Source organism: Sodalis sp. dw_96 (assembly GCF_018449575.1).
Classification (GTDB): Bacteria; Pseudomonadota; Gammaproteobacteria; order Enterobacterales; family Enterobacteriaceae; genus Acerihabitans.
On record NZ_JAAVUT010000002.1, the window covers coordinates 286,377 to 311,477 of the forward strand.

Consider the following 25,101-nt stretch of genomic DNA (forward strand, 5'->3'; position numbering starts at 1 on the left):
GCCAAGTGTAAAACGTTAATATGCCCGCGGGTGTTTTTCTCTTTTACCAAGTGTTACCCGCAATGGAATCAAGCGCCATGGCATCCGGCATATTATCCCGCTGGCGCCGGCGGCTGTGCCGCGCTTCCTGCTGCAGCCACTCCATCAGCAGCACCAGGGCCGGAGACAGCACGGAGTGTTCTGGAAAGACCAGATAATAGGCCGCGCCGCTTCGCAGGCATTGGGAAAACGGCGCGATTAAACGACCGGCCTGCAGCTCATATTCAATCAGGCACAGGTCGCCGATGGCAACGCCATATCCTTGAATGGCCGCGGTCATGGCCAAATCGAGGGTATCGAAATGCTGCGCTTTGGTGGCCGGCATTGCCTCACATCCGGCCGCCTTCAGCCATGCCAGCCAATCACGCCGGTCGCGGGTGGGATGCAGCAGGGTCTTATTCGCCAGCCCGTCCGTAATCGAGGCGTTATCACGCCAGATTTCCGGCACGCAAACCGGGGTAAGCACTTCATCGAACAGATGGATGGCCCGCAGCTGTTTATCCGCCGGGCGGCCATACAGCACCGCCGCGTCGAAATGCTCATGGCTGAAATCCACCCCGTGGGTAATGGCGGTAGTCAACGCGATGTCGATTTCCGGATGCTGGGCCTGCAATTGGATAACCCGCGGCAGCAGCCAGCGCATAACGCAGGTGGGGCATTTTACCCGCAGCGTATCCGGTTTGGCGTTGAACGCGGCCAGGGCGGTATCGATTTGCCCGATGGCTTGCTGCAGCGGGGCCAATAACGCGCCCCCACGCTCGGTTAACGCCAGGCCCCGGGCCAAACGGATAAACAGCGCGGCCCCAAGATGCCGCTCCAGCCCGGCAATCTGCCGACTGACCGCCCCTTGAGTGATATGCAACCGCTGCGCCGCATGGGTGAAGTTCAGCTGTTCCGCCACAACCACGAAGGTTTTTAATACGTCCAGTGAAGGGAGTGCACCCATGGTTATACCCACTATAATTTTTCTATTGCAAAGATGATCACACCGGTCCCGGCTGATTTAACCGTCTGCGCAACGGCTGGCTCGGAAGGTCCAGTCCGAACACCGTGCCTGTTATCCACACTATGCAAACCGGGATATCGGAGCGCATGGGAAACCGTTCATCCGCTCCGGGGTAATACTGCCACGGCCGCCATGATCGTACAACATGGCAACCATGACGAATTATCAATTGTCGGCCATCGGGTTATGTTGCTTAATCGTTGAACACTCTCCTTAACATTGCCGTGAACATTGCCGTGAACATTACCGTAAACTTTCCCATAAACATAGCGCTGCCCCGGGGATTACAACCCGGCCGGCACTCATAGAGGAACTCTCCCATGCAGAGCGTTATTTCAGCCCGCTCTAAGTTACCTGATGTCGGCACCACCATTTTTACCACTATCGGCCAGCTGAGCGCCGAGCATAATGCCGTTAATCTCGCCGCCGGCTCGCCGAGTTTCGATTGCGATCCCCTGCTGGTGGATTACACCGCCGCAGCCATGCGCGCCGGACATAATCAGTATTCGGCGATGACCGGCCTGCCCGCGCTGCGCGAAGCATTGGCGCAAAAAGTGGCGACGCTGTATGGCGCGCATTATGACCCGGCCCGGGAAATAACCATTCTCGCCAGCGCCAGTCAGGGATTGTACAGCGCCATCAGCGCTCTGGTTCATCCTGGAGATGATGTCATCTATTTTGAGCCGGCCTTTGACAGCTACTCCCCCATAACCCGCTTGCAGGGGGCGGTACCGGTAGCGGTGAAAATGTCCCTGGACGACCTGAGCATCGATTGGGACGCGGTGGCCGCGGCCGTCACGCCCCGCACCCGGATGATCATCGTCAACAGTCCCCACAACCCCACCGGCATGGCTTTTAGCGAAGAGGATATCCGGCGGCTCACGGCCCTGACCGACAATACCGATATCCTGATTCTCTCCGATGAGGTGTATGAACACATGGTCTTTGACGGCCAGCCCCACCGGAGCATGGCCGCCTATCCGACTCTGGCGGCGCGCAGCGTGGTGGTATCGTCTTTCGGCAAGACCTACGGCGTGACCGGCTGGCGGGTCGGTTATTGCCTGGCGCCGGCGGAATTGATGTGGGAGATCCGCAAAGTGCACCAGTTTATGGTGTTTGCCGCCGACACGCCGATGCAATTCGCTTTTGCCACGGCGCTGGAAAACCCTGAAAGCTATCTGCGCCTGCCGGCCTTTTACCAGCGCAAGCGGGATCTTCTGACGCAGGCGCTGGCGTCCTCCCCCTTCCAGGTGATGCCAAGCGGAGGGAGTTTTTTCCTGCTGGCGCGCTTTAGTCACTTTACCTCCATGAAGGACAACGATATGGTCGTGCAACTGATTCAGGATGCTAAAGTGTCGTCTATCCCCCTGTCGGCGTTTTACAGCGATGGTACCGAAACCGGCATGTTAAGGCTGAGCTTCGCCAAAGACGACGAAACATTACTGGAAGGCGCGCGACGGTTATGCGCCTGGCGCCACGCCTGAGGAATCGCAATTTTTAGGCCAGGTAAAAAGGCCTCGTCGGAACGGGGCCTCATTTCATAATAAAAACAATCTGTGTCGCATCTCGCGCCTCGGTTGGCGGAGCAGCTTCACATTCATCATTGATCATTGACTTTTAACAGGATTTAAAATGAATAAATTTTCCGCCTTAGTGCTCATTACCTGTGGATTAGCTGTATTGCCGGCCTTGGCCGATGAAGGAAAGATCCGGTTCGGCCTCGAAGCCCTTTATCCTCCATTTGAGTCCAAATCCCCCACCGGCGAATTGCAGGGCTTCGATATCGATTTGGGCAATGCCGTATGCCAGGCCGCCAAGGCGAAATGCCAATGGCTGGATACCTCCTTTGACGGTCTGATCCCGGCGCTGCAAGGCCGTAAATTCGACGCCATCAATTCGGCGATGAACGTCACGGAGAAACGCAAGCAGGCCATTGATTTTACCGATGTGATCTACCGGGTCCCGACCAAACTCATTGCCCTCGCCGACAGCGGATTAACCGCCACCCCCGAAGGACTGAAAGGCAAAAGCGTCGGCGTCCTGCAGGGCTCCATCCAGGAATCCTATGCCAATGCCCATTGGGCGCCGCAGGGCATCCACGTGGTGTCTTATCAGGATCAAAACCAGGTGTATATGGATCTGACCTCCGGTCGGTTGGACAGCACGCTGGTGCTGGCGCCGGCCGGCCAGTCCGGTTTCCTGGCCCAGCCGCAGGGTAAAGGCTTCACCTTTGTGGGAGATGCGGTCAGCGACGATAAAATTCTCGGCAGCGGCATTGCTTTCGGTATCCGCAAGGGCGATGACGCTCTGAAACAGCAGTTGAACGCGGCTATCGCCAAAGTAAAAGCGCAGGGCACGATAAAAACCCTGGCGCATAAGTATTTCGGCGATATCGACGTCTCGGCGCCGCAATAATACCCCGGCCATCTCGCCCGGTACCCATCGCCGGTCCCCGACCCTGGCGATGAGTACATATCCTCCTTTTTTGCTGATGGCGCGTCGCGTATATACCCTTTTCAGCATCAAAGGCAGCAATTATTAATAGCATGTATTTATTTCCCACCGGCAGATTTATATAAACAATTGTGATATTTTACTAACATCAACCCAATGCTGGCCAAGCTGGCTTCACGATCTCATGGGAGGATCGCTTACATCAGAAGATCGCTGTTATTTAAAAATTTACCGCCATTAAACATTGCTTTTTTCATCCATTCCCTATAAAAAATAAAAATTAAACAGTTCATATTGGTCACATTGACATAATATTAATTTATCCGTAATAAATATATTAATAATTGTCATAAAAATCATCATTGCTTTCTCTAGAAATCATGAGACAACATTATGCTACGAAATAGTTCTTTATCATTCGAAATATATCCCACAAAAATCAATACATCTGAAAAATATTCTGAAGATAATATAGCACCCTCTCATCCGTTGCCTTATTGCATCCGGAATACCAGCATAACCGCGGAACAAAGTACTTTATTCACAGAACAATACAGGCCGACTAATGCCGGGAAAAAACGCACCAGGTCTTTTTGGCATTTTTACAATCGAAACGTTTTCAATCCACAGCATATCGCTAATGAAGATCGGCAGGCCGACCGGCTGTTTGGTTGCGTAGCTGAATTAAAGCGTTATCCGGATTCACTATCAGCAGCATATGGAGAGCATTTCATTGCGGTTTTAGTAAATGATCATGCCTATTATCTGCAGAGTAAATCCGTCAAGCTGCCCGGAGGGCATATTATCGGGGTGGGATATCTACAAGGAAGACGGGTGATTTCTCTAGGAGAAGTCTATCATATCGAAGACCTGGTTACGCCTCCCATGCGCTCATCTGCAGCCACAGGTTGGCTCCTGATCTCGCATTTAACCCAGTTGAAATGCATAACCCGCGCGGCCTATGTGCTGCCATCATTAGTGTGATGCAATCATCAATGTAATATTCCAGCAATCGAATCCATTTGTATAACCAGTTAGTAAAAAAATGCCTTTGATCTTACATTTGCTGCACGGAAGAGGGATCACATCGACAATCCTGCGGTTAAGGAATAAGTGTCTTAGGATGGATACATGAAAGTCGATGGCGAATTTTTTGCGGGTCGGCATTGATATGAATGAGCATACTCATTTGTAACTTACTGAATTTAATGTCAAAATTTAATAAGGACTGGAATATGTACACATTCTCTCGTTATCAGGCAAAAGAACTGGCCTTAGCTTATATGAGCAGTAAACAACATGTTTTATCTCCGGGTGAGTTTTTGCAGCAAATGAAAAAAATCGAGAGATTATTTGATGATTTGCTCAAACAGAAAAGTGAAACCATCAGCGCCTAGAACCGACCAAAGCCAAAATAATACTACGATGAAAGCGAAGCCATTAGCCAAAACGTGACCACCGGTTCGGTTGACGAAACAACACGCCGTTCCGGTAATAAACGCCTTTGTCAGCGGTTGCGGCGCGTCGATGACAGAATAACACTCCCCCTGACAGTACCTCCATACTTCCTCCATATTTACCGACCTATTTCTGACTAAAATAACTATAAGAATTTCCCTTTTCGCGGGGACATGCGATCCTTGTGCCCTGCACGCGTGACTTAAAGGTAATGATATCAATGAAGGGTAAACGCATCGGACGCTTACTTGGCTTAACATTAGTGCTATTGATTATTGTCATTGGCGCCGTGGTTGTCTGGCGTCATTTCCATCAGCCGTCTCTATCGGCAACGATGGCCGGCGGACGCCACCATGGCGGCGAACGGCAGCACTCCGCCCAGCTGGGTGCCCGTTCCGGCGGCGGGCGTCGACAACAGCAGGCCCTGCCGCCGGTGCAGGCGGGGCAGGCGCAACAAAAATCGGTGCCCTATTATCTTTCCGGCCTGGGCACGGTCACCGCCGCCGCAACCGTGACCGTCCGCAGCCGGGTGGACGGCCAGCTCATGGCGCTGCATTTTGACGAAGGGCAGTGGGTGAAGGCCGGAGCCTTGCTGGCCGAGATTGACCCCCGCCCGTTCGAAGTGGCGTTGCAGCAGGCCAAGGGACAGTTGGCGAAAGACAAGGCCACCCTTGTTAACGCGCAACAGGATTTGATCCGCTATCAGAACCTGGTGAAAACCAATATGGTTTCTCGCCAACAGCTAGATACCCAGCAATCCACGGTGAATGAATATGCAGGACAGATTCAGATGGATCAAGGGGCGATGGCCAGCGCCGAGCTGCAGTTGGCTTACAGCCGTATTACCGCGCCCATCGACGGGCAGGTGGGTTTGCGCCAGGTGGACGTGGGTAACTATATTACCAGCACCGATACCACCGGTATCGTGATAATGACCCAGACCCGGCCCATCGACGTCCTGTTCACCTTGCCGGAAAGCGATATCCCCACGGTTATCAAAGGTCAAAAAACCGGTACTCCACTGCCGGTGGAAGCCTGGGATCGCACCAATAAGCAAAAACTCACCGACGGTAAATTACTGAGCCTGGATAATCAGATTGATGTCACCACCGGCACGGTAAAGCTTAAAGCGCGTTTTGCCAATACCGACGACAGCCTGTTTCCCAACCAATTCGTTAATATCCGGATGAAAGTGGATACCCTGCAAAATGCGGTGGTGATACCCTCCGCCGCCGTGCAAATGAACAATGACGGGCATTTCGTCTGGGTCTTGAATGATGATAATCAGGTCAGCCAGCACCGCGTCACCACCGGTATGGAAGACAGCCAACAGGTGGTGATTACCGCCGGGCTGGAGGCGGGACAGCGGGTCGTTACCGACGGTATCGACCGCCTGACCGAAGGAGCCAAGGTGGAAGTGGTCACCCCGGTCACGACCCAAACGGCCCCTGCCGATAAGCCGAAACGCCAGGGAGAAAAACCCTGATGGAGGTCTTGCCCAGCCACAACGGCGGCCCCTCGCGGCTGTTTATCCTAAGGCCGGTGGCCACTACGCTGTTGATGATCGCCATCCTGCTGGCCGGTATCATCGGTTATCGGGCGCTGCCGGTATCAGCGCTGCCGGAAGTGGATTATCCCACCATTCAGGTGGTGACATTGTACCCCGGCGCCAGTCCGGATGTGGTGACCTCGGCCATCACCGCGCCGCTGGAACGCCAGTTCGGCCAAATGTCGGGATTACAGCAGATGTCGTCCCAAAGTTCCGGCGGCGCGTCGGTTATTGTCCTGCAATTCCAGCTGTCGTTGCCACTGGACGTGGCCGAACAGGAAGTGCAGGCGGCAATCAATAACGCCACCAACCTACTGCCGTCCGATTTGCCCAATCCGCCGATATACAGCAAGGTTAACCCGGCCGACCCGCCGATCATGACCCTGGCGGTCACCTCCACCTCCATGTCGATGATCCAGGTGGAAGACATGGTGGAAACCCGGGTGGCGCAAAAGATTTCACAGGTCACCGGCGTGGGCCTGGTGTCGATTTCCGGCGGGCAGCGTCCCGCGGTACGGGTAAAACTGAACGCCCAGGCGCTGGCGGCTTATGGACTGGACAGTGAAACGGTGCGCACCGCTATTTCCGCCGCCAATGTCAATACCCCCAAGGGCAGCCTGGACGGACCCGAGCGATCGGTGACCCTGTCTGCCAACGACCAGATGAAATCCGCCGATGATTACCGCCGGTTGATTATCAGCTGGCAGAACGGCGCCCCGGTCAGGCTGGGGGATGTGGCCACCATCGAACAAGGTGCGGAAAACGTTTACCTGGGGGCCTGGGCCAATCGCCAGCCGGCGATCGTGATGAATATCCAGCGTCAGCCCGGCGCCAATGTTATTACCACCGCCGACAATATCCGCGCTTTATTGCCGGCCCTCACCGCCAGCCTGCCCAAATCCGTTACCGTGTCGCTGCTGGCGGATCGCACCGTGAATATCCGCGCGTCGGTGAGCGACGTACAGTTTGAACTGCTGCTGTCCATTGCCCTGGTGGTGATGGTGATCTACCTGTTCCTGCGCAACGCCGCGGCAACGGTTATCCCGGCGGTGGCGGTGCCGCTCTCCCTGGTGGGAACCTTTGCGGCGATGTATATGCTGGGCTTTTCCATCAATAACCTGACGCTGATGGCCCTGACCATCGCCACCGGGTTTGTGGTGGATGACGCCATTGTGGTGATTGAAAATATCTCCCGCTATATCGAACAGGGGGAAAAGCCCCTTGCGGCGGCGTTGAAAGGCGCCGGAGAAATCGGTTTTACCATCATTTCATTAACCGTTTCCCTGATCGCGGTACTGATCCCCCTGCTGTTCATGGGTGACATCGTCGGACGGCTGTTTCGGGAGTTCGCCGTCACATTGGCCATCGCCATACTGATTTCCGCCGTGGTATCGCTGACCCTCACGCCGATGATGTGCGCGCGTATGCTGAGCTACGAATCGCTGCGTAAGCAAAATCGCCTTACCCGCGCCTGCGAGCGTCTGTTTGAACGTCTGGTGGCCGGCTACGGCCGCTGGCTGGAAAAAGTGCTCCGCCACCCCTGGCAGACGTTGATGGTGGCCCTGAGCATGCTGGCACTGACGATTTTGCTCTATCTGTTTATCCCGAAAGGATTCTTCCCCACCCAAGACAACGGCGTCATCCAGGGAACGGTCCAGGCCGCGCAGAGCGTGTCGTTCAGCAACATGGCCCAGCGCCAGCAGGAGGTGGTATCCACCATTATGCGCGACCCGGCGGTTGAAAGCGTCTCTTCCCTGATCGGCGTGGACGGCACCAACGCCACGCTGAACAGCGGCCGGCTGCAGATCAATCTTAAGCCGCTGGACCAACGGGCGGATCGTATCGATGTGGTGATTGCCAGGCTGCAACGGGCCGCCGACGGTTTAACCGGTATACGGCTCTATTTGCAGCCGGTACAGGATCTCACCATCGATACCCAGCTCAGTTATACCCAGTATCAGTTTACCCTCCAGTCCATGTCCCTGGCGGATCTGGGTAAATGGATGCCGCGGCTGCTGGAACGCTTGCAGGCCCTGCCGCAACTGCGGGATGTGGGCAGCGATTTACAGGACCGGGGCCTGGAAGCCTATATCAAGGTCGATCGCGACAGCGCCAGCCGCCTGGGCATCAGCATGACCGATGTGGACAATGCCTTATATAACGCGTTCGGCCAGCGCTTGATCTCGACGATTTATACCCAGGCCAACCAGTACCGGGTGGTGCTGCAACATGATACCGACGCCAGTCCCGGCTTGGCGGCGCTGAACGATATCCGCCTGAAAGGCAGCGATAACAACATCGTGCCCCTGAGCGCCATTACCAGCGTACAGCAGCGCCTGGGGCCGCTGTCGATAAATCATCTGGAGCAGTTCCCCGCCGCCACCGTCTCGTTTAACCTGGCGCCGGGCTACTCCCTGGGAGAAGCGGTAACCGCCATCAAGCAGGCGGAGCAGTCGCTACAGCTTCCCGCCACCATCAATACCCGCTTCCAGGGCAGCACCATGGCGTTCCAGGCAGCGCTGAACAGCACCGTCTGGCTGATTGTGGCGGCGATCGTGGCGGTGTATATCGTGCTGGGCGTATTGTATGAAAGCTTTATCCACCCGGTCACCATTCTCTCCACCCTCCCCACCGCCGGGGTGGGGGCGCTGCTGGCGTTGATTATCTCCGGACACGAATTGGACGTCATCGCCATCATCGGCATTATCCTGCTGATAGGTATCGTCAAAAAGAACGCCATCATGATGATAGACTTCGCGCTGGCCGCCGAACGCGAGAAGGGCATGCTGCCTTACGATGCCATTTATCAGGCCAGTTTGCTGCGTTTCCGGCCGATTCTGATGACCACCCTGGCGGCGCTGTTCGGCGCCTTGCCGTTGATGTTCAGCACCGGCGTCGGCGCCGAGCTGCGCCGCCCGCTGGGGATTTGCATGGTGGGGGGCCTGGTGGTCAGCCAGATCCTCACGCTGTTTACCACGCCGGTGATTTATCTGCTGTTCGATCGCCTGTCCCGTAACCACCGTCCGGTGGTCGAAACGCCGGAGTCGGTATGAAATTTTTAGCCCTGTTCATCTACCGCCCGGTGGCCACGTTATTGCTGATGCTGGCCATCACGTTGTGCGGGGTGCTGGGCTTTCGGTTATTGCCGGTGGCGCCGCTGCCGCAGGTGGATTTCCCGGTGATAGTGGTATCGGCCTCGCTGCCCGGGGCCGACCCCGACACCATGGCCTCCTCGGTGGCCACGCCGCTGGAACGGGCGCTGGGCCATGTGGCCGGGGTGAATGAAATGACCTCAAACAGCACCCTGGGCACGACGCACGTTATCCTGCAGTTCGATTTGGATCGTGATATCAACGGCGCCGCCCGGGACGTGCAGGCGGCCATCAACGCGGCGCAGAATCTGTTGCCCAGCGGGATGCCCAACCGGCCGCAGTACCGTAAGGTCAATCCCTCCGACGCCCCCATCATGATCCTGACCCTGACCTCGGATACCTATAGCCAGGGCCAACTGTATGATATCGCCTCCACCGAGCTGGCGCAGAACATCTCGCAAATGGAGGGCGTCGGTGATGTCACGGTGGGCGGCGGCTCGCTGCCGGCGGTGCGGGTGGAGCTGAACCCTCTGGCGCTGTTCAACCAGGGGGTGACCCTTGATCAGGTGCGCGACGCCATCAGCCTGGCCAATGTCCGCCTTCCCCAGGGCGTGGTGGAAGACCGGCAGTCCCGCTGGCAAATCCGCACCAATGATGCCCTGCATACCGCCAAAGAATATCAGCCGCTTATCGTGCATTACGGCAATAACGGCGCGGTGCGGTTACAGGATGTGGCGCAGGTGAAGGATTCGGTGCAGGACGTGCGCAACGCCGGCATGGCCGATGCCAAGCCGGCGATATTGATTGCCATCCAGCGTTCACCGGATGCCAACATCATCTCGACGGTGAAAACCATCCGGGATGCCCTGCCCGCGCTGCGCGCCTCCATACCCGCCGGTATCGATCTGGCCGTCGCCCAGGACAGATCCCCCACCATTCGCGCGTCCCTGGCGGAGGTGGAACAATCTCTGGTGATAGCGGTGGCGCTGGTGATTCTGGTGGTATTGCTGTTCCTGCGCTCCTGGCGCGCCACGCTGATACCGGCGCTGGCGGTGCCGGTGTCGTTAATCGGCACCTTCGCCGCCATGTACCTGTGCGGCTTCAGTCTGAATAACATCTCGCTGATGGCGCTGACCATCGCCACCGGTTTTGTGGTGGATGATGCCATTGTGGTGGTGGAGAATATCGCCCGCCACGTGGAGAACGGCATCAAACCCCTGTCGGCGGCCCTGCTGGGGGTGCGGGAAGTGGGTTTCACCGTGTTGTCCATGAGCCTGTCGCTGATAGCGGTGTTTATTCCCCTGTTATTGATGGGCGGCTTGCCGGGCCGGCTGTTTCGGGAATTCGCCGTGACCTTGTCCGTGGCCATCGCGATTTCCCTGGTGGTCTCCCTGACCCTGACACCGATGCTGTGCGCCCGGCTGTTGCGCAATCAGCCCCCCGCCCCCGCCCGGCGCTATAGTTTCGCCGCCGTGCTGCAAGGCCTGCAGTTGCGCTATGCCCGTTCGTTGCAATGGGTCCTGACCCATGCGCGCTGGGTATTGCTGCTGTTTATCGCCACCCTGGGCCTAAATATCTGGCTGTATATCGCCATTCCAAAAACCTTTTTGCCGGAGCAGGACACCGGGCGGGTGTTAGGTTTTATCCAGGCGGACCAAAGCATTTCGTTTCAGGCCATGCGCGGTAAGCTGCAGGATTTCATGGGCATCGTCCGGGAGGATCCGGCGGTGGACAATGTCACCGGTTATACCGGCGGCTCGCGCACCAACAGCGGTTCTATGTATATCTCACTGAAACCGCTGGCCGAACGCCGGGACAGCGCGCAACAGGTTATCGACCGCCTGCGGCTCAAGCTGGCGAAAGAACCCGGCGCCAGCCTGTTTCTTATGGCGGTGCAGGATGTCCGGGTCGGCGGACGCCAGGCCAACGCCAGCTATCAATACAGTTTACTGGCGGACAATATTGCGGATTTGCGCGAATGGGAACCGAAGGTCCGTGCGGCGCTGATGGCGCTGCCGCAGTTGGCGGATGTGAGCTCCGATCAACAGGATAAAGGGTCGGAACTGGATTTGATATACGACCGCGATGTGCTGGCACGGCTGGGACTGTCGGTGTCCGATGTGAATAACCTCCTGAACAACGCGTTCGGGCAGCGGCAGATCTCCACCATTTATCAGCCGCTGAATCAATACAAGGTGGTGATGGAAGTCGCCTCGCCCTATACCCAGGATCCGAGCACATTGGAACACATGTTTCTCAATAACAGCGCGGGGCAACCGATTCCCCTGTCGTCCTTCGCCCATTGGCAGCCGGCCAATGCGCCGCTGGCGGTGAATCATCAGGGGCTGTCCGCCGCATCCACCATTGCGTTCAATCTGCCGGACAGCGTGGCGTTATCTGATGCGACGGCGGCCATCGAGCGGACCATGACGCAGTTGGGGGTACCCGCCAGCGTCCGCGGCAGTTTTGCCGGTACCGCCCAGGCTTACGAGCAAAGCCAGCAAACCCAGCTGCTGCTGATTCTGGCGGCGGTGGCCACGGTGTATATCGTGCTCGGCATCCTGTATGAAAGTTATATCCATCCGCTGACCATCCTGTCGACGCTGCCGTCGGCGGGGATCGGCGCACTGCTTGCCCTGGAACTGTTTAACGCACCGTTCAGCTTAATCGCCCTGATAGGGATCCTGCTGCTGATAGGCATCGTGAAAAAGAACGCCATCATGATGGTGGATTTCGCCCTTACCGCCCAGCGGCAAAGCGGCATCAGCGCCCAGGACGCCATTTTTCAGGCCTGCCAGCTGCGTTTTCGTCCGATCATCATGACCACGCTGGCCGCATTGTTCGGCGCGCTGCCGCTGGTCCTGAGCCGGGGCGACGGCGCCGAGCTGCGTGAACCCCTGGGCATTACCATTGTCGGCGGATTGATCGTCAGCCAGCTGATGACGCTGTATACCACGCCGGTCATTTACCTGTTTTTCGATAAGTTACGGATCAAGCGCCGTACCGCTCCACCTTTTTTAACCCCCACAGAAGAGTAACGATCGCATGAGATGGCATCCTTTCCAACACCACGTAGCGACCGCCGAGCCCCGCCCTTCCGCGTCGGTACACTGGCAACTTTGGACAGTCGCCTTCGGCTTTTTTATGCAAACGCTGGACACCACCATCGTTAATACCGCCCTGCCCTCCATGGCTAAAAGCCTGCATGAAAATCCCCTGCATATGCATTCGGTTATCGTCTCTTATGTGCTGACGGTGGCCATGATGCTGCCGGCCAGCGGCTGGCTGGCGGATCGTTTCGGCGTCAAAAAGGTCTTTTTCAGCGCGATTTTGCTGTTTACCCTGGGGTCGCTGTTATGCGCCCGCTCCTCCACCCTGTATGAACTGGAAATATCGCGCGTGATACAGGGCATCGGCGGTGCGATGATGGTGCCCGTTGGCCGTCTGACGGTGATGAAAATCGTACCCCGTTCACAATATATGGCGGCGATGGCCTTTGTTACCATGCCCGGACAGGTCGGCCCGCTGCTGGGACCGGCCCTGGGCGGCTTTTTGGTGGAATATGCCAGTTGGCACTGGATTTTTTTGATCAATTTACCGGTAGGCGCCGTCGGCGCGGTGATAACCTGGCTGCTGATGCCCAATTACACCATGCAGACCCGCAGCTTTGATTTTTTCGGCTTTGCGCTGCTGGCGGTGGGCATGGCTACCTTGACGCTGGCCCTGGGGGGGAGCCGCAGCCTGGATCTCGGTCCCCTGTATATTGCTCTGCTGGCGGGAGTGGGTGTTCTGGCGCTGCTGGGTTACTGGCTGCATGCCCGGCGCAACGAGGACGCCCTGTTCAATCTCAAACTGTTTGAAACGCCTACCTTCTCCCTCGGCCTGTTGGGCAGCCTGCTGGGGCGGATCGGAAGCGGGATGCTGCCGTTCATGACGCCGCTGTTTTTGCAGTTGGGCGTGGGTTTCGCCCCGTTTCATGCCGGGCTGATGATGATCCCCATGGTGATAGGCAGCATGGGAACCAAACGCATGATCGTGCAGATCGTTAACCGCTTCGGTTACCGCGCGGTACTGACCGGGGCGACGCTGGCGCTGGCGGCCATCAACCTGGTTTTTCCGCTGGTGGCGCTGATGGGCTGGATTTACGCCATACCGGTGGTGTTGTTTTTCCAGGGCGTGGTTAACGCCATGCGTTTTACGTCGATGAATACCTTAACGTTGAAAGATTTGCCGGACACCCTGGCCAGCGGCGGCAACAGTTTATTGTCCATGGTAATGCAGCTGTCCATGAGCCTGGGGGTGACCACCGCGGGGATTCTGCTCGGCCTGTTTGTCGCTTCACACGCCCCATCGTCCAGCCCCGCCAATATGCATGGGGTGTTTATCGCCACTTATCTCTGTATGGCGGTGGTTATCGCCCTGCCGGCGCTGGTCTTTCTCAGGGTACCGCCCGATACCGTGAAAAATGCCGTACTGACGGAACAGGAAGACAAAAGCTAACGAGGCCATCATGAAATTCGGCGTTACCGCAAAATTGTTCCTTGCCATTTTCGCCACCTGCATGCTGGTGGTCATCACTATGCATTGGGGCGTAAGGCTGAGTTTCGAACGGGGTTTTATCGATTACATAAAACGCACCAACAGCCAGCGGATTGCGCTGTTGGACAATGCCCTGACCGAGCAATATCAACTACATGGCAATTGGGGCTTCCTGCGCAACAATGAACGGTTCGTATACCAGTTGCTGCGATCTTTTGAACAAAATCCCGATGAAGGAAGAAATTATCCTCCCCACGGTCTGCGCACTCAAATTTGGGTGGTGGACGGCGAAATGCATAAACTGGTGGGTCCGGACGGGCCCTTGCCCGACGAAGGGCCGCGCCTGCCTATTACCGTTAACGACGAGGTAGTGGGTTGGGTGATGTCGACCCCGGTGGAACGGCTGACGCGGGAGGCGGATATCAGTTTCGATCAGCAACAGCAGCGCACCAGCTGGCTGATTGTCGCCCTGGCCGGCCTGCTGGCGGCGGCGGTGGCCTGGCTCACCGCCCGCGGCCTGCTGGCGCCGGTCAAACGGCTGGTAAAAGGCACCCATCAACTGGCCGCCGGTAACTTTTCCGCCCGCGTCATGGCCGATTCCCAGGATGAACTGGGGCGATTGGCCAGTGACTTTAATCAGCTGGCGGTATCATTGGAAAAAAATGACGCCATGCGGCGGGAATTCATGGCCGACATCTCCCATGAATTACGCACCCCGCTGGCGATATTGCGCGGCGAACTGGAAGCGCTGCAAGACGGCGTCAGAAAACCTACCGCCGACTCCCTGTCCTCGTTGCAGGGGGAAGTCTTAATCCTGACCAAGCTGGTGGACGATTTACATCAATTGTCGCTGTCGGATTCGGGGGCGCTGGCCTACCGCAAAAGCCGGGTCGACGTAATACATCTTCTGCAGATAGCCGTGGCGGCCTGTCGGGAACGGTTTAGCCTCAAGGGGCTGGACATTTCGCTGTCGCTGCCCGAACAGGCCTTGATATTCGGCGATCCGGACCGCTTGACCCAGCTGTTCCATAACCTGTTGGAAAACAGCCTGCGTTATACCGACCCGCCGGGACGGCTGGTGGTCAGCGGCCTTATTCAGGGAGAGTCTCTGACCCTGCGTTGGCAAGACAGCGCGCCGGGGGTGGCGGAATCGCAGCTATCGCAGATTTTCGAGCGTTTCTATCGCGCCGAAGGTTCACGCAATCGCTCCAGCGGCGGTTCCGGCCTGGGACTGCCCATCTGCCAGAATATCGTCGAAGCCCACGGCGGCAATCTGACCGCCGCACATTCAACTTTAGGCGGTTTGCAAATCGCGGTAGTATTACCCTTGGATTCCAGAGCTGCCAGGATCTTATGACTGAACATGACGCCTTACCGTTGACCATACTGATTGTGGAAGACGAGCCCAAACTGGGACAACTGTTGGTGGATTATCTGCAGGCGGCGGATTTTCAAACCCAGTGGCTGACCCGCGGTGATAAGGTGGTGGAGTATCTTCATCAATCTCCGCCGGCGCTGATTCTGCTGGATCTGATGCTGCCCGGCCGCGACGGTTTGTCCCTGTGCCGCGATATCCGGCACTTTTCCGATGTGCCCATTGTCATGATGACCGCCAAAACCGAAGAAATCGATCGTTTGCTGGGTCTTGAGATCGGCGCGGACGATTATATCTGCAAACCCTATAGCCCGCGGGAAGTGGTGGCCCGGGTCAAAGCCATTATCCGCCGCAGCTACCGCCCGATTGCCGCATTACCCACCCCCAGCCCGCTGCTGATAGATGAAAACAGGTTCAAAGCCAGTTACCGGTCCATGCCGCTGGATTTAACCCCGGCGGAATTCCGGCTGCTGAAAATCCTGGCCAGTGAACCGGGTAAGGTCTTTTCGCGGGAGACCCTGCTCAACCAGCTTTATGACGATTATCGCGTGGTCACCGATCGCACCATCGACAGTCATATCAAAAACTTGCGCCGCAAGCTGGAAAGCCTGACGGAGGACGTCCCTTTCATACGGGCGGTCTACGGCATGGGATACCGGTGGGAAGCCGAGCCCTGTGAATTAATTTAACCGATTCAGCCACGGTGACATCGGCAGGCATCTTCTATACTGATCAATGAGCGCAAGTGCGATCAAGCGGTTTAAAAGGAGGCCCGCTATGGCTACAGTGCATTATGAGCTGCAAAAAATAAGGAACGGACATTATCTTTTCAAACTAAAAGGAAGAGATGGTGAAATCATTCTTGCCAGCGAAACGTTTTGCAGTAAAGCGTCAGCGGAGAATGCCATCACCTTCGCCCGTTATAATGCTCCGGACGAACACAACTATGAGTTGAAGCAGAGTACTGACGAGCACCCCTATTTCATTTTGCGGGGTAAAAATGAACAAATTCTCGGATTAAGCGGCCCTTACAGCAGCGAATCCGATGCTCGCCGAGGGATTAAGGCGGCCATGGAATGCGCCGCCACGGAAGAAATCATGGATTTGACGTCCTGAAGACATACGACGTTCTGAGAGCATTTGACGTTCTGATAATAGCTTCGCCGGCGCCATCCGTGACACCGGCGATAAAGGTCTTTTCCTCTGTCTGTCTCCTGTCCTGACAATAAAACGCCGACACATTCCCTGCGGGTTTTAGCTGTCGGCGATTGGTTTGCTTTTTTTGCTGATTTTTCCCCCGTCCGGGTCTAAAATCGCGTCCTTCCCATAGGCTCCCGGTATTTGACCGGGGGCCGGGCAAACTGACTTGACATCAGACGAGATTGAACATGTTTATTCCGGAACTCCTGTCCCCCGCCGGCTCATTGAAAAATATGCGCTACGCGTTCGCTTACGGCGCCGACGCCGTTTATGCCGGCCAGCCGCGTTACAGCCTGCGGGTGCGCAATAATGAATTTAACCACGAGAACCTGGACATCGGCATCGGTGAGGCCCACAGCCAGGGGAAGAAATTTTATGTCGTGGTCAATATCGCGCCCCATAACGCCAAACTGAAAACCTTTATCCGCGACCTGCAGCCGGTAGTGGAGATGGGACCCGATGCGTTGATCATGTCCGATCCCGGCCTTATCATGATGGCACGCCAGGCTTTTCCTGCGATACCGATTCATCTGTCGGTGCAGGCCAACGCGGTAAACTGGGCGACGGTAAAATTCTGGCGGCAGGCCGGTTTGTCCCGGGTGATTCTTTCCCGTGAATTGTCCCTGGAAGAAATCGACGAAATACGACGGCAGGTACCGGATATCGAACTGGAAGTGTTTGTCCACGGCGCGCTGTGCATGGCCTATTCCGGCCGCTGCCTGCTCTCGGGATATATTAACAAACGGGATCCGAACCAGGGCGCCTGCACCAACGCCTGTCGCTGGGAATATAACGTTCGGGAAGGCAAGGAAGACGATATCGGGAATATTGTCCATCAGTATGAACCCATCCAGGTTACCACCGTCGAGCCGACGCTGGGTATCGGCGCCCCCACCGACAAGGTCTTCATGCTGGAAGAAAAACAGCGTCCCGGGGAGTATATGACCGCCTTCGAGGATGAGCACGGCACCTACATCATGAACTCGAAAGATCTGCGGGCCATTGCCCATGTGGAACGCCTGACGGCGATGGGCGTGCATTCGCTGAAGATCGAGGGCCGCACCAAATCCTTTTATTACTGCGCCCGTACCGCCCAGGTCTACCGCCGGGCGATTGATGATGCCGCGGCGGGCAAACCTTTTGATCCGACGCTGCTGCGCACCCTTGAAGGCTTGGCGCATCGCGGCTATACCGAAGGTTTTCTCCGCCGCCATGTCCATGAAGATCAACAGAATTATGATTACGGCTATTCGGTATCCGACACCCAGCAGTTCGTGGGAGAATTTACCGGTCACCGCCGAGACGGCCTGGCGGAAGTGGCGGTAAAAAATAAATTCTCACTGGGGGACAGCGTCGAACTGATGACACCTCAAGGCAATATCACCTTTACCCTCGAACAGATTATCGATATTAAAGGGAACCCCGTTCAGGTCGCTCCCGGCAACGGCCATACCGTCTATTTACCGGTACCGGAAGCCCTGGATATCGGTTATGCATTATTACTGCGCAACCTGGACGGCACCACCACCCGCGATCCTCATGGCAAGACCGCTGCCCGGCCGCGCCAGAGTCATGAAATATCCGGAAGTTAGAATTGGGTCACAATACGCTTTGGCCGCAACGCGTATCATGCGCTTGCTGAAACCAAATGAATAATAACGACCCAGCTACACCAGGAACCACCTCTTTCGCCAGCTCATCCTCCCTTGAGCTGGCTTTTTATTTTGTATTAACGTCCCTTTACTGTTTTTGACCCGCCCCGGCAAAACGTTTTATTGTTCCTCGACTTTACCGGCACTGACGCTAGTATTTAAACTCGACCCAAAATAATTCAAATTGCAGGAAGGCGGCGACGCAGTGAATCCCCAGGAGCTTACTCCGGTAAGTGACTGGGGTGAGCGAGGAAAGCCAACGTACCTGCAACTTGAAGTATGATGGGTATACATGTAAATCATGAGGCCCGCCGTGGCCTCCGCACCCCGGGAAGACGGCATCAATCCCTCCATATCCGGATCAAGAGACAGAATCAATGGAACCAGCCATGCCACCCGTACCCGCTGCATTGATTATTTTGAACGGCAAGAACGCGGCCAATGAAGAGCTTAGGCAAGCCGTGCAGCAGCAGCGGCAGGCCGGCTACCCGCTCTATGTTCGCGTCACCTGGGAACACGGCGATGTCCACCGCTATGTGGAGGAAGCGGTTAAGCTTGGGGTGCACACCGTGATTGCCGGCGGTGGCGACGGCACCATTAACGAAGTGGCCTGCGCGCTGGCGTTGCTGCCGGCGGCGCGGCGTCCCAGCCTCGGCATCCTGCCGCTGGGCACCGCCAACGATTTTGCCCAAAGCTGCGCCATTCCGGCGGAACTGGATAAAGCGCTGATGCTGGCCATACTGGGGAAGGCCACGGATATCGATCTCGCCCAGGTGAACCAGGATCGCTTTTTTATCAATATGGCCACCGGCGGCTTCGGCACCCGCATCACCAGCGAAACACCGGCAAAATTGAAATCGGTGCTGGGAGGCGCGTCCTATTTTATTCACGGTTTGCTGCGCATGGACACCCTGAAAGCCGATAGCTGCGAAATCCGCGGGCCGGATTTCAGCTGGGCCGGCGACGCCCTGGTGATCGGTATCGGTAACGGCCGGCAGGCCGGGGGCGGTCAGGTATTATGCCCGGGAGCGCTTATCAACGACAACAAGCTGCAACTGCGGATCTTCGCCGTGGAAGAGTGGCTGCCTATCCTGCTTAACAGCCTGTCCACCGATGAAGACAATCCGCATATTGTTTCCGCCGCGCTGCCTTGGCTGGAGATAATCTCTCCCCACGAAGTCACCTTCAATCTGGACGGCGAACCGCTGAAAGGCAAAAAATTCCTGATTAAAGTCTTGCCGGCGGCACTCTCATGCCGTTTGCCGCCGCAATGTCCGTTATTGGAATAGGGATTTTGATCTCACGCACAGTATTGACCGTCATAAACGCAAGGGTGAGGAATTTGTATAACAACTTAAGGTAAGCTATCCGGCATATTGATGATCTAGGAAAATTTAATGCACGCTTTTTCACCCGACCTACCCATGCCAGAGAGCCTGTATTACAGTGGCAAAGAGGCTCATCCCCTGTCGACCTTAGACGAAAAGAACCTTTGCTCTATGGTGGATGACCTGAAAATCAACCAGAGTAACAAAGAACATTACGTCACCGGGTGGATGGGTGAAGATAGTGTGGTGGTGATTCACAACTATCATGAAAAGCGCGGTACCTCCAATGGCTTCGTGCTGACCAAAGAGAATCAATATCGCCTCAGCGTACAGTCCATAACCTTTCGCGTTCCCAAATTCATTCTTTGGTTATCGCTGCGCCGCAAGCCGCGCAATACTACCTTGATCACCTATGATACCGTCGGTGAACTGCGCAGCCCCATCGTCCAGTACCGCAACTTGTTCGACAAGGCGTTAAAACTCAAGTTGGAACAGGATTGGCGGGCGCTTAACGACTATATCGGCATGGCCTGCTGGCAATTGGAAAATGGCTGCCCGCTGTGGCAACATCTGGAACAATCCATTACCCCGGCGGCATTGACCGCATGGATCAACGCACCGGTGTTCGAGGAAAAGCGGCTGCAAAAAGACGGTCCGTTCGAAGGTTTTTGGTCCGGTAATGTCTTTATAGCCCGTTCCAAGCCTCCCTATCCGTCATTGCAGCTATTATGGCGCGATGAAGAGAACCACCTGCAGCCGGGGTATATTTTTACGGCGGTGCCGCATAAAAAGGAGGACAAACTGGTGCCTTCGCTGCGCATTCGCCCTCATCGCGCCGAGAAACACTATCCGCTTAACGTCTTCGACGCCCGCCATTTGCAGTATGCCCGTTCGCTGCTCAGCTACGCCGAAGGCGTGTTAACCGGTATGTCACCACCACTGGTGGAAATGATGAACGGGCCCGATCCCCTGCCCGACCTCTAAATCATCGGCGCGCAGCAATGCCTGCTGCACGTAGGCTTTCGCCGCCCGCAGGGTTTGCGCCCAGTCATTATACTGCGGGCGGAGCGCCGCCAGCGCGGCGGACAGCGTACAGCCGGTGCCGTGGGTGTGGCGTGTATTTACCCTGAGGGCATCAAACCGCTGCTCGTCATCGGCGGTAATCAGCCAATCGGGACTGGATTCCCCATGCAGATGGCCGCCTTTCATCACCACCGCCCGGCAGCCTAACGCCAGCAATGCCCGGCCTTGCTCACGCATGCTCTTTTCATCCGCCGCCGGCGGGCAGTTCAATAATGCCGCCGCTTCCGGTAGGTTGGGGGTGATGATGGATGCCAGCGGCAGTAATTCATCCCGCAGCGCCGATACCGCATCCGGCGCCAGCAGGAAGTCGCCGCTTTTTGCCACCATCACCGTATCCAGCACCACGAAGGGGATCGGATAGCGCCGCAGTTTTTCCGCCACCACCCGGACAATTTCCCCTTGCCCCAGCATGCCTATTTTGGCGCTATCAATACGTACGTCGCTCAGCACCGAGTCCAGCTGCTCACCGACGAACGCCGGCGTGATGGGATAGATGGATTGCACGCCGCGGGTATTTTGCGCCACCAGGGCGGTAATCACCGTGGTGCCGTAAGCGCCGAGGGCCGAAAAAGTTTTCAAATCGGCCTGGATGCCGGCCCCGCCGCTGGGATCGGTACCGGCGATGGACAAGAGATTCCGGATGCGGCTCATTGCAGATGCTCCCCTTGCAAAGTGTAGAGCCGGTCAAGGAAATCCACGGCAAAACTGCCGGGGCCCCTGACCTCACCGGCGCTGAGCCGGCCGGCGCGGGCCATGACCTTGCACGCGGCGGCCACATGCAACAAACGATCCCCCGGCAGAGCGCAAAATGCCGCCACCACAGCCGATAACGCGCAGCCGGTTCCCGTCACCCGGGTCATCAGCGGATGACCGTCGTTTATGGACCATATACGCTCTCCGTCGGTGACAAAATCCACCCGGCCCGTCACCGCCACCAGAGTGCCATAGTCGGTTGCAAGCTTCAGGGCGGCGGACAGGGCATGAAGGGAATCATCGGCACTGTCCACGCCGCGGCCCAGCGCGCTCTCGCCGGCCAAGGCCAGGATCTCGGACGCATTGCCGCGAATAGCGGCCGGACGTAACGGCAGCAGGCTATGGGCGAACCCGGTTCGATACGCGAGGGGCCCCACCGCCACCGGATCCAGTACCCAAGGGGTGCCGGCCTCGTTAGCGGCCTGGACGGCGGCCAGCATGGCCTGCGCCCGGCTGTGGCACAGCGTGCCGATGTTCACCAGCAGGGCATCGGCCATGGCGCTGAATTGCGCCGCCTCTTCCGGTTCAACGACCATTGCCGGCGCGGCGCCGAGAGCCAGCAGGGTATTGGCGGTAAAAGCCTGCACCACTTCATTGGTCAAGCAATGCACCAACGGCGCATGCTGTCGCAGCAAATCAAGGGAGGCGGCGGCGGTCAGGCCGGGAAATTCGGTAGGTTGGATAGTCATATTTCTCCCAACCGGCGTTTAAGAAGACGGATCCGGAGGAAGGGATACCGTGACTTCCCTACGCTGGCATTATCCAGATCAGGTTATGCGGGTTAATTCTCAGTCCGTCGCACAACAACGGACACCCCGAGTCAAGTCTGTTGATTATCCGGGTGCGGGAGGAAAAGATCAACGATCGATGCATGCTTCTTGAGAGCCTTGTCGCAACAGCATACGATTAATACAGCCGTCGCCGCTGCCGGACGAGGAAGGGGTGCCGGTAGGGGTCAGCAGCCAGACCGGCCGGTTATTTGACCAGGCCGGGCGGACCAGTCCCGCGCCGGCCAAAACGCCAAGGCGGCCCAACAGCCAGGAATCGTTTTCCATCGGCACGGAGATGGGCCAGACAGGCTCGCCAAGACACTCAAAGGAAACGGTTGTGATGATGTGCTGCAACGCCTCTTTAGCAACGACATTGGAGGCGGATGCCGTTAAAGGGAATAAAAAAAACAGACAAAAGACAATTTTTTTACACATGTTATAATATATATCCTATTTGCCCTCTACTAAACTCCTTATTCAGATACTCACACAGTCTGCGTCTTTTGCGGTGCCGGTATCCTGTCTGATTAAATTAAACGTTAAGATATCAACGCCACGACAATCAGAGACAGAATTTTATATTTTTTCGACGGAAAACCTTAAGGCATTGAATAATGATAAACCATCAATCAATGAACGAAGTAAAATATTTCAGAGACAATCTTTATTGATTGAAAGTAAAATAATACGGGCTGTGAAAACAGGGTGAATATTATCCAGCCTTATCATAAAATGAGGTGTTAATTGAAAAGCTTCAGCTCCATGGCCCGGCTTATGGCATGCTTGGCATTGACAACGCCAAGCTTATCAATAATATTTCTTATATGAAATTTTACCGTTCCTTCCCTGATAGTGAGAATAGTAGCCACCTCGCCATAAGTTTTACCCGCGCTGGCCCAAAATAACACTTCCTTCTCCCGTGGCGACAGCAGGACGCTTTGGGGCGGACCACCACAAGACTGTATGCCGGGCGTATTGGCACGCAAAAAATTTGTCACTTTTTCATGGGTGGTTATCAGCAGCATCTGGAATTTTTCCTTGTTTTGCTCGATGATACGGTAAAAATCCGCACTGCCGGTGCGATTGGTAAGGCTCAATGTCGCCAGGTTGTCGTCGCTGTCATGCAAAGTAAAGGTATAACCGCTGTTCAGACGATAGAATTTCGACATGTTAAAAAAACTATGTTGATGGATTATCGCCGGATTGTCGGGCCAGTTAAAAGGCGAAAATTTTCGGCATGCAATGATCATGACCGGATCAATTTTCTGATAGCCATAATTTTTATATTGATTAATCCAGCCTGCCGGATAGTCAGATATTATAGAGGCCGGGGAATTGTGTGATTTGTTCATCATTAAGTAAGCAAAACAAAAAACATGCGTATTCCTGAAGATTTGTATTAGATAAAGCTTGAGTTCTTTCTTCATGGCACTGATAAAAACGTCTTGACTGGTTTCAACGAATTTTTCCATAATCTATGCCTGCCATATTAACTAATATTCATTATTTATTATCCTTGTCAGGTAATAAATGACTGACTGAAATGTTAATTCCATGGGAATTTTTCGATAATATAAGAGGCTAGCCGTTGATGCAACTACTAATAGAACAACGGACATCCTTGTCTGTTCGGAGAATTGCCGCCCTTTGATGCCGGAATGACGGCGCTTTATCTTCCCCGGCAACCCCCGGGGCGGTCTTTTTAACCTGCCGGGGCCGCGGGTTCGGGCAGAGGGCCACAAGCATCAAAGTATTGGCAAATTGTCTGATATAATTAACCGCCGAACGTTCCCCTAAAATTCCATTAACTGCACCGGCTGTTTGCAGTAAGGAGAAGCTGTGTTTGTCAGGACTTATCGAGAATCGGACCGACCTTTTTTACGCACCCTGTACCTGTCTTCCCGCAGAAAGGGTTGGACCTGGCTGGAGGGTAGCCAATGGCACCTGGAAGATTTCGACAGTGTCACCTTTGGCGAAAAGATTCTGGTGGCCGAAGAGCAAAATCATATCGTCGGTTTTGCCTCCCTGTGGCTGCCGGACAGCTTCTTGCACAACCTTTTTGTCGATCCCGCCTGGCAGCGGCAGGGAGTCGCCACCGCCCTGCTGGAAGCATGTTATCCGCTGTGCGGCGATAAAATGGCGCTTAAGTGCCTGACTAAAAATCGTCGCGCCCTGGCGTTTTATCAGCATCATGGCTGGAAAATCATCTCATCGGGCATCGCTGAACACGGGGAATATTTCCTGATGCATCACACCATTGAGCATAACAAATTGTTCTTTCGATAATGAGATAGTCGCATTGGTTCAATATTTTGCGCTATGACTTACGCAGCCGGGCCGCAAGTCCTTTCAGGAAGTAGCGCATGACCTGATCGCCGCATAGCCGGTAATTTTTATTCCCCGGAGCCCGCAGCATGGCGGTCACCTCCGGCAGGGAAATCCGGAAGTCCTGGGACAGCAGAATGTCCTGCAGGTCGTTGGTTTTCAGCGAAAATGCGATGCGAAGTTTTTTCAGAATAATATTATTGGTGATTTTTCGTTCAATTTTTGCTTCCGGCATCGTTTCATCCCGGCCGCGCAAATGGATCACCAGGCCATGAAGGAAACAGCCCATCACCATGTCAGGGCAAGGCTGATAGCCCTCTTCATCTTCTTTTTTGACGAAGCCGGCCATCTGTTGCGGCGTAATGACGCACTGCGCCAACGCCACTATGCCAATTAGTTGTTCATTATGCAGATTCAGCATATAGCGTACGCTGCGCAATACATCGTTATTCATCATGACCGGTGTCCCTCATCGCCC

At 55.6% G+C, this 25,101-nt stretch carries 21 protein-coding genes and 1 riboswitch; of the genes, 15 read left to right on the forward strand and 6 right to left on the reverse strand.

Annotated elements, in window-relative coordinates; genetic code table 11:
• Positions 1-43 precede the first annotated feature (43 nt).
• Complete coding sequence (locus HB631_RS04410; RefSeq protein ID WP_213989928.1) at positions 44-985, reverse strand: LysR substrate-binding domain-containing protein; 942 nt, start codon at positions 983-985, stop codon at positions 44-46.
• Positions 986-1,365: 380 nt separating this feature from the next.
• On the opposite strand from HB631_RS04410, the gene HB631_RS04415 reads away from it, so the two are divergent.
• The 14 genes from HB631_RS04415 (at position 1,366) to HB631_RS04480 (ending at position 20,676) form a co-directional block, all read left to right on the forward strand.
• Positions 1,366-2,529, forward strand: coding sequence for a methionine aminotransferase (locus tag HB631_RS04415; RefSeq protein WP_213989929.1), 1,164 nt, complete (start codon positions 1,366-1,368; stop codon positions 2,527-2,529).
• A gap of 148 nt (positions 2,530-2,677) precedes the next feature.
• Positions 2,678-3,460 carry an ABC transporter substrate-binding protein gene (locus tag HB631_RS04420; protein ID WP_213989930.1) on the forward strand — a complete coding sequence of 261 codons (783 nt, stop codon included), beginning with the start codon at positions 2,678-2,680 and terminating at the stop codon, positions 3,458-3,460.
• A gap of 432 nt (positions 3,461-3,892) precedes the next feature.
• Positions 3,893-4,483, forward strand: coding sequence for a hypothetical protein (locus HB631_RS04425; protein ID WP_213989931.1), 591 nt, complete (start codon positions 3,893-3,895; stop codon positions 4,481-4,483).
• A 251-nt stretch (positions 4,484-4,734) separates the two neighbouring features.
• Positions 4,735-4,896 (forward strand): hypothetical protein, encoded by a 162-nt coding sequence (locus HB631_RS04430; protein ID WP_213989932.1) that lies wholly within the window; start codon positions 4,735-4,737, stop codon positions 4,894-4,896.
• Positions 4,897-5,177: 281 nt separating this feature from the next.
• Positions 5,178-6,443 carry an MdtA/MuxA family multidrug efflux RND transporter periplasmic adaptor subunit gene (locus HB631_RS04435; RefSeq protein ID WP_213989933.1) on the forward strand — a complete coding sequence of 422 codons (1,266 nt, stop codon included), beginning with the start codon at positions 5,178-5,180 and terminating at the stop codon, positions 6,441-6,443.
• The gene (locus tag HB631_RS04440) at positions 6,443-9,559 is read left to right on the forward strand and encodes an MdtB/MuxB family multidrug efflux RND transporter permease subunit (RefSeq protein ID WP_213989934.1); all 3,117 of its coding nucleotides are present in this window, start codon (positions 6,443-6,445) and stop codon (positions 9,557-9,559) included. Before HB631_RS04435 ends, HB631_RS04440 begins: the two co-directional genes overlap by 1 nt.
• The gene (gene mdtC / locus HB631_RS04445) at positions 9,556-12,636 is read left to right on the forward strand and encodes a multidrug efflux RND transporter permease subunit MdtC (protein ID WP_213989935.1); all 3,081 of its coding nucleotides are present in this window, start codon (positions 9,556-9,558) and stop codon (positions 12,634-12,636) included. The genes HB631_RS04440 and mdtC overlap by 4 nt, the downstream gene beginning before the upstream one ends.
• A 7-nt stretch (positions 12,637-12,643) precedes the next feature.
• A complete protein-coding gene (mdtD, locus tag HB631_RS04450) occupies positions 12,644-14,098 on the forward strand; it encodes a multidrug transporter subunit MdtD (protein WP_213989936.1) in 1,455 nt (484 codons plus the stop codon).
• 10 nt (positions 14,099-14,108) lie between these two features.
• Positions 14,109-15,494 carry a two-component system sensor histidine kinase BaeS gene (gene baeS / locus HB631_RS04455; RefSeq protein WP_213989937.1) on the forward strand — a complete coding sequence of 462 codons (1,386 nt, stop codon included), beginning with the start codon at positions 14,109-14,111 and terminating at the stop codon, positions 15,492-15,494.
• Positions 15,491-16,201 carry a two-component system response regulator BaeR gene (gene baeR / locus HB631_RS04460; protein ID WP_213989938.1) on the forward strand — a complete coding sequence of 237 codons (711 nt, stop codon included), beginning with the start codon at positions 15,491-15,493 and terminating at the stop codon, positions 16,199-16,201. Before baeS ends, baeR begins: the two co-directional genes overlap by 4 nt.
• An 88-nt stretch (positions 16,202-16,289) precedes the next feature.
• Positions 16,290-16,628, forward strand: a complete 339-nt coding sequence (locus tag HB631_RS04465; protein WP_213989939.1) for a YegP family protein — start codon at positions 16,290-16,292, stop codon at positions 16,626-16,628.
• A 272-nt stretch (positions 16,629-16,900) separates the two neighbouring features.
• Entirely contained in the window at positions 16,901-18,304 is a 1,404-nt protein-coding gene (gene yegQ, locus HB631_RS04470; RefSeq protein ID WP_213989940.1) for a tRNA 5-hydroxyuridine modification protein YegQ, read from the forward strand.
• Between the two features lie 449 nt (positions 18,305-18,753).
• Positions 18,754-19,653 (forward strand): lipid kinase YegS, encoded by a 900-nt coding sequence (yegS, locus tag HB631_RS04475; protein WP_213989941.1) that lies wholly within the window; start codon positions 18,754-18,756, stop codon positions 19,651-19,653.
• A 108-nt stretch (positions 19,654-19,761) separates the two neighbouring features.
• Positions 19,762-20,676, forward strand: a complete 915-nt coding sequence (locus tag HB631_RS04480) for a hypothetical protein (RefSeq protein ID WP_213989942.1) — start codon at positions 19,762-19,764, stop codon at positions 20,674-20,676.
• Here the strand turns inward: HB631_RS04480 and thiD are convergent.
• The 4 genes from thiD to HB631_RS04500 form a co-directional block, all read right to left on the reverse strand.
• Entirely contained in the window at positions 20,623-21,426 is an 804-nt protein-coding gene (thiD, locus tag HB631_RS04485) for a bifunctional hydroxymethylpyrimidine kinase/phosphomethylpyrimidine kinase (RefSeq protein ID WP_213989943.1), read from the reverse strand. The two genes, HB631_RS04480 and thiD, sit on opposite strands and share 54 nt — an antisense overlap.
• Positions 21,423-22,217 (reverse strand): hydroxyethylthiazole kinase, encoded by a 795-nt coding sequence (gene thiM / locus HB631_RS04490; RefSeq protein WP_213989944.1) that lies wholly within the window; start codon positions 22,215-22,217, stop codon positions 21,423-21,425. Before thiM ends, thiD begins: the two co-directional genes overlap by 4 nt.
• A 38-nt stretch (positions 22,218-22,255) precedes the next feature.
• Positions 22,256-22,356: riboswitch (TPP riboswitch) on the reverse strand.
• A 29-nt stretch (positions 22,357-22,385) separates the two neighbouring features.
• Positions 22,386-22,733, reverse strand: coding sequence for a hypothetical protein (locus HB631_RS04495; protein ID WP_213989945.1), 348 nt, complete (start codon positions 22,731-22,733; stop codon positions 22,386-22,388).
• A 305-nt stretch (positions 22,734-23,038) separates the two neighbouring features.
• Complete coding sequence (locus tag HB631_RS04500) at positions 23,039-23,770, reverse strand: LuxR family transcriptional regulator (protein WP_213989946.1); 732 nt, start codon at positions 23,768-23,770, stop codon at positions 23,039-23,041.
• Positions 23,771-24,137: 367 nt separating this feature from the next.
• Here HB631_RS04500 and HB631_RS04505 point away from each other — a divergent pair, with 367 nt between their 5' ends.
• The gene (locus HB631_RS04505) at positions 24,138-24,584 is read left to right on the forward strand and encodes a GNAT family N-acetyltransferase (RefSeq protein ID WP_213989947.1); all 447 of its coding nucleotides are present in this window, start codon (positions 24,138-24,140) and stop codon (positions 24,582-24,584) included.
• A gap of 31 nt (positions 24,585-24,615) precedes the next feature.
• Here the strand turns inward: HB631_RS04505 and HB631_RS04510 are convergent, their stop codons facing one another.
• Positions 24,616-25,080, reverse strand: a complete 465-nt coding sequence (locus HB631_RS04510) for a DUF1456 family protein (RefSeq protein ID WP_213989948.1) — start codon at positions 25,078-25,080, stop codon at positions 24,616-24,618.
• Positions 25,081-25,101 lie beyond the last annotated feature (21 nt).